Annotated in this window: 5 protein-coding genes; 1 reads left to right on the top strand and 4 read right to left on the bottom strand. The window is 61.0% G+C overall.

The window, feature by feature from the left end:
- Both JWR14_RS20940 and JWR14_RS20935 read right to left on the bottom strand, forming a co-directional pair.
- The coding region (locus JWR14_RS20940) for an aminotransferase class V-fold PLP-dependent enzyme (RefSeq protein WP_299710828.1) at positions 1 to 698 on the bottom strand (698 nt) is incomplete at its 3' end.
- A 73-nt stretch (positions 699 to 771) separates the two neighbouring features.
- A complete protein-coding gene (locus JWR14_RS20935; RefSeq protein WP_299710825.1) occupies positions 772 to 1,080 on the bottom strand; it encodes a DUF2917 domain-containing protein in 309 nt (102 codons plus the stop codon).
- Positions 1,081 to 1,225: 145 nt separating this feature from the next.
- On the opposite strand from JWR14_RS20935, the gene JWR14_RS20930 reads away from it, so the two are divergent.
- Positions 1,226 to 2,638: a PLP-dependent aminotransferase family protein gene (locus JWR14_RS20930; protein ID WP_299710822.1), complete on the top strand. Its 1,413-nt coding sequence runs from the start codon at positions 1,226 to 1,228 to the stop codon at positions 2,636 to 2,638.
- A gap of 92 nt (positions 2,639 to 2,730) precedes the next feature.
- Here the strand turns inward: JWR14_RS20930 and JWR14_RS20925 are convergent, their stop codons facing one another.
- Both JWR14_RS20925 and JWR14_RS20920 read right to left on the bottom strand, forming a co-directional pair.
- The gene (locus tag JWR14_RS20925; RefSeq protein WP_299710820.1) at positions 2,731 to 4,074 is read right to left on the bottom strand and encodes a nitrate/sulfonate/bicarbonate ABC transporter ATP-binding protein; all 1,344 of its coding nucleotides are present in this window, start codon (positions 4,072 to 4,074) and stop codon (positions 2,731 to 2,733) included.
- A gap of 12 nt (positions 4,075 to 4,086) precedes the next feature.
- A partial coding sequence (locus tag JWR14_RS20920; RefSeq protein WP_299710817.1) for an ABC transporter permease subunit occupies positions 4,087 to 4,792 on the bottom strand: 706 nt, incomplete at its 5' end.

Raw genomic sequence — 4,792 nt, 5'->3', positions numbered from 1 at the left:
AGCAGCGAGACGCCGGGAATCGATGACAGCCCTTTCTGGCCCCCGGTAATCACGGCGTCGATACCCCATGCGTCCATCGGCAGCGGCATGGTGCTCAGCGTGCAGACCGCGTCGACAATCACCAGCGCGCCAGCGGCACGGGCGACCGAGGAGATTGATTCGAGACTGCGGTTCCAGACGGTATTCGATGTCTCGCCATGCACGATCGTCACGATCTCCGGACGAAACCGGTCGATAGCGTCCGCCACTTGCTGCGTGTCCGCCGCTGTGCCGTCGACCACGCTCAGCGTTTCCACCTGAGCGCCAGTTCGCCTCGCCATCTCGGCCATGCGCTCGCTGAAGAAGCCGTTGCAGATGCAGAGCACGCGCGAGCCTTTCCACGCAAGATTCGTGATCGCCATTTCCATGGCAGCCGACCCCGGTCCGGCTACGCCCATCACCCATTTCGATTCGGTCTGGAACACATACCGGGCCATGGTCTTGACCTGACCGATGACCGCCGCCATGGTCGAACCAAGATGGTTGATCACGACGCCGTTGGCTCGGGCCACGGCGTCGGGAATCGGTACGGGGCCGGCGCCCATCATCAGCAGAGGCTCTTCAGGAAGAATCGAAGAGAGCGGCAGGACCGTCGGACACGCGATGCTGAACGTATCCGGTGTGCCGGAATCTGCGGAGAAGGAATGTCGGTCGTTCATCGGGGTTCTTTTAATAAAGGCGTTGTCGGTTGGCCAAGGTTGGCTAAGCGGGCCGAACACGGCCGCGACCCGCTCACATTGCCCGCGGCCTGCGCTGGCCGAAACGGATCAGCAGCCAGTAGAAAGCGAATTTCCGTGTGGGCGAGAATACCGGTGCCGAGGCCAAAACAAAACGGCTATTTGGCTCGGACGTGCTGATCCAGACCTTCGAGCGCGGCGCAAGCTCAAGCGTTTCGCCTTCCCGCAGCCACCAGTCTTCGGATTCGCCTTCAATGGTCAGCCACACCGCACCCCGGCAAACCGTCAGGGTGTGAGGCCGATCGATGAGCCAGCAGGCTGGCGCATCATGGGGTTCCTGCTCCAAGGTCCGGATTTCACGCATGTCCCTCTCCCATCACGGCCGCTCACAGAGAGACGGCCTCTTGACTGCATTATTTATTTAAACTCCAATCTTAGGAATGTACAGTCGCGAACAGTTGTGCCGTACTGTTCAGTGATTTTCCCTGCACACTTCAAGAGATCAGGCAATGAACCTCGTCATCGATCCGCACAACGGCGTCCCCATGACCGATCAGCTCGTGACCGGCATTTCGGGTCTGATTCGCTCGCGGCAGCTTCTGGCCGGCGTGAAACTGCCGTCCATCCGGGCGCTGGCGGCCACCCAGCAGATCAGCCGGTTTCCTGTGATCGAGGCGTATGACCGGCTTTCGTCGCTGGGTTTTATCGTGCCGAAGCATGGTTCGGGCTTCTACGTGGCGAACCACATGGGGGGTGAGGGCAGCGCAGCGGGCGGCTCGGATCCTCGTCTTGCAGAGGAAGAATCGCATCAGATCCTGCAGCAGTTCAACTATCCAGGCGAGTCATTGAAGCTGAGCAGCGGCTTCGTGCCGGAAGCGTGGCGAGACATTGAGGGCATTGTCCAGACCGTTCGCCAGGTGATGCGGATGGACCCGAGCTGCGTGATCGACTACGCCATGCCGCATGGTGACGCGAATCTGAGGCACCAGATCCAGATGCGCCTCGCGGTCGTCGGCATTGAGGCGGACATCTCGAACGTCATTGTCACCAGCGGTGCGAGCCAGGCGCTCGACCTGGTCGTCCGGTTCATGCTGAAGCCAGGAGACACCGTGTTCGTGGAAGACCCCGGCTACTACAACCTGTTCGGTTTGCTCAAGCTGCAGGGTGTCAGGATTGTTGGCGTTCCGCGCCTGGCGAGCGGGCCGGATGTGGAGGTTGCAGAGCATTTGCTCAAGACCATCAAGCCGAAACTGTTCTTCATCAACACCGTATTTCACAACCCGACCGCGACGAATGTTGCACCGCAGGTCGCGTTCAAGTTGCTGCAACTCGCACAGCAGCACGACTTCATGATCGTGGAAGACGACATCTATGCAGACTTCCAGGCAACGCCGACTCAACGGCTTGCGTCGCTCGATCAGCTCGATCATGTGATCTACGTGGGCGGGTTGTCGAAGACGTTGTCGTCGTCGTTGCGGATTGGGTATCTGGCGGCCAAGCGCGATCTGATCAAGGATCTGGTCGACGTGAAGGTGCTCACCAGCCTGGGCGGTTCGCGCTTTAGCGAATGCGTGGTGGGGGCCTTGCTTGAGCGAGGCACGTACCGCAAGTATCTCGAACGTTTGCGGCGCCGCATTCACGACACGCTGTCAACAGCGGTTCAGCGTCTTGAGGAGAATGGTTGGGAAGTCTTCGATGAACCCACCGGCGGCAACTTTATCTGGACGCGTGTGCCTGGCGTGGAGGACTCGATGGTGCTGGTCGAGCACGCTTTGAAATTTGGTATCACGCTTGCGCCGGGGAGCTACTATCGGCCTAACGGCGAGGTGTCACCGTGGGTGCGGATCAATACGGCCCATACCGACGATGCGCGTGCTATCCGGTTCTTTGAACACATGGGAAAGGGCGCGGGCAAACCATAGCCGCGCGCCCTTGGGCACTTCGTGAGGAGGCGGATCTTCTATCTCTTCTATCTACTACGAAGGTCACCGGTTCCACGAACCACACGAATCAATCAGGACTCCACGTCTTCCAGGCTGAACAACTCGGTCTGATCATTGTACGAAAACACTTCCCCGTAGCGTCCCCAGTTGATCACCGAGTCGAGCGTGTCTTCCGCCGCGCCGTCAGTCAGGAAATCCTCCAGTTCCTGTTCGAAGCGTACGCGCGGAGCCCGGTGTCCCGGGCGCTCGTTCAACACCTTCTTGATGCGCGCGGCCAACGGCACGTGTTTCAACAGATGCTCGGCAAACATCATCTTGCGTTCATGAGTGCCCAGATCGGCGAATACGTGGGCCGACGGCGTCAGGTAGATATCCCCTTCACGCAGTTCGGCGAAACCCAGGTGCTGCAACATTTCCGCGATTGGGAACAGGTCGTCCACTTCCAGATGCAGCGAACGCGCGATCACTGGCATGTCCGCACGCCCGTTGTACGGCGCCACCGCGAGCGTCTCAATCAGGCCGGCCAGCAAGTTGGTCGACACATGCGGTAACCGGCTGCCGAACTCGAGCGTCTGCCTGGTCGCTTCACCGGATTGCCTCGCGGTCATCTTGGCGTAGATTTCATCGACGAGGGATCTGAATGCCGGATCCAGGCGATTACGAGGATGCTTGAACGGCACCTGGATCTCGGCGATCACCCGTCCCGGATTCGACGACAACACCATGATCCGGTCGCACATGAACACCGCTTCTTCAATGTTGTGCGTCACGATCAGCACCGACTTGATCGGCATCTTGCCCTGCGTCCAGAGGTCGAGCAGGTCGGTACGCAAGTTCTCGGCCGTCAGCACGTCGAGCGCGGAGAACGGCTCGTCCATCAGCAGCAACGTGGGGTCGACGACCAATGCGCGTGCAAACCCAACCCGCTGGCGCATGCCGCCCGATAACTCGCGCGGATACGCGTTCTCGAAACCGTCCAGCCCGATCAAATCGATTGCTGCCAGCGCCCGTGCGCGCCGAGGCGCTGCGCCTACGCCCTGCGCCTCCAGTCCCGCCTCCACGTTCTGAAGCACGGTCAGCCACGGGAACAGCGCGAAGGTCTGGAACACCATCGCCACGCCATCGGCGGGGCCTTCGAGCGGCTTGCCTTTATAAGTGACGTCGCCGGTGGTCGGCTCGATCAAACCCGCGATGATACGCAGCAGCGTGGACTTGCCAGAACCAGAACGTCCGAGCAATCCGACAATCTCGCCCTCGCGCAAGGAGAGGTTGACGTCGTCGAGTACGAGCAGGTCGCCCTGGCTTTTCTTGAAGCCCCGGGACACACCCTTGACGTTCAGGATCTCTTGGGTAACACGGGCCGCGGGGTTTGTCGGCGTCGTGGGGGACGCCACGTTGAAGTCTGAATTTGGCATGGAGAGGGATCCTCAATCGACTCGAAGCCTGGCTTCGGCAAAGGTGAACATGGGGCGCCAGAGCAGGCGGTTGAAAAGCGTGACGAACAACGACATGACGGCGATACCCAGGATGATCTTCGGATAGTCGCCCGCAGCAGTGGTCTGCGCGATGTATGCGCCCAGGCCGTGCGCGGCTACCTTGGTGTCGCCCCACTGCACGAACTCGGCGACGATACTGGCGTTCCATGCACCGCCCGAAGCGGTGATCGCACCCGTGACGTAATAGGGAAAGATGCCCGGCAGCATGGTCTGGCGCCACCACTGCCAGCCGCGAATCCGGAAGTTGGTGGCGACCTCGCGGTAATCATTCGGGTAAGCCGTGGCGCCCGCGATCACGTTGAACAGGATGTACCACTGCGTGCCGAGCACCATCAACGGCGACAGCCAGATCTCCGGGTCGAGGTGCCAACGCACGATCAGCACGACGGCCAGCGGAAACATCAGGTTGGCCGGAAACGCCGCGAGGAACTGAGCCACCGCCTGCAGCCTGCCCGACCAGCGCGGGTTCATGCCGATCCACACGCCCACCGGCACCCACACCACCACGGCGATGGCGATCAGCACCAACACCCGCACCAGCGTGTACAGGCCCAGCACGAAGACATGGCCGACCTCGCCCCAGCCGACCTCGGCATGCACGAAGGCGCCGAGCTGCCACACGGCGATCAGCACGTCG

The organism is Caballeronia sp. (assembly GCF_028292365.1).
GTDB lineage: Bacteria > Pseudomonadota > Gammaproteobacteria > Burkholderiales > Burkholderiaceae > Caballeronia.
The sequence above is the reverse complement of the archived record's forward strand: the minus strand, read 5'-3'. Positions and strand labels throughout refer to the sequence as shown.